Here is a 581-nt window from a genome sequence, read left to right as displayed (position 1 = left end):
TGCTGCGAGGTACAGAAGAGGCGCAGACGCTGTGGGGCTATGAAGAAGGGAGTGAGATACACGGTGGTGGGGGCGATGACCACCTGAATGGCAACAAGGGAAAGGACAGTCTGTACGGTGATGCGGGGGATGACACTCTGGAGGGTGGCACGGGTGACGATTGTCTGGCAGGTGGCGCAGGCAATGACCGCCTTGAAGGGGGGAGTGGCAGCGATGTTTACCTGTTTAATCGGGGAGATGGAAGGGATGTCATTGCTGAGACCAGCAGTGAATCTGAGGATATGGACGTGCTGCGATTCGGTGAGGGAATAACCCCGGAGCAGGTGGCGGTGGCACGGCGAGGCGGATCGACGGCTTACAATTCTGGCGATTTGGCGCTCAGTTTGGCTTCCAGTGATGACAGGGTAACGGTCAAAGATTTTTTTTCTGAGAAACGATATCAGATAGAGCGCGTCGAGTTTGCTGAGGGTACCGCATGGGATGTGGATACCCTGAAAGCAATGCTGCTGCGAGGTACAGAAGAGGCGCAGACGCTGTGGGGCTATGAAGAAGGGAGTGAGATACACGGTGGTGGGGGCGAT

Annotated in this window: 1 protein-coding gene; it reads left to right on the top strand. The window is 56.3% G+C overall.

All coding sequences use genetic code 11. The features are described 5' to 3' along the window. Nucleotides 1-581 (top strand): calcium-binding protein (locus J5224_RS34215; RefSeq protein WP_319802551.1); only part of this gene is annotated, 581 nt, incomplete at both ends.

The sequence above is a fragment of the Candidatus Symbiopectobacterium sp. NZEC135 genome (genome assembly GCF_025962695.1).
The sequence above is the reverse complement of the archived record's forward strand: the minus strand, read 5'-3'. Positions and strand labels throughout refer to the sequence as shown.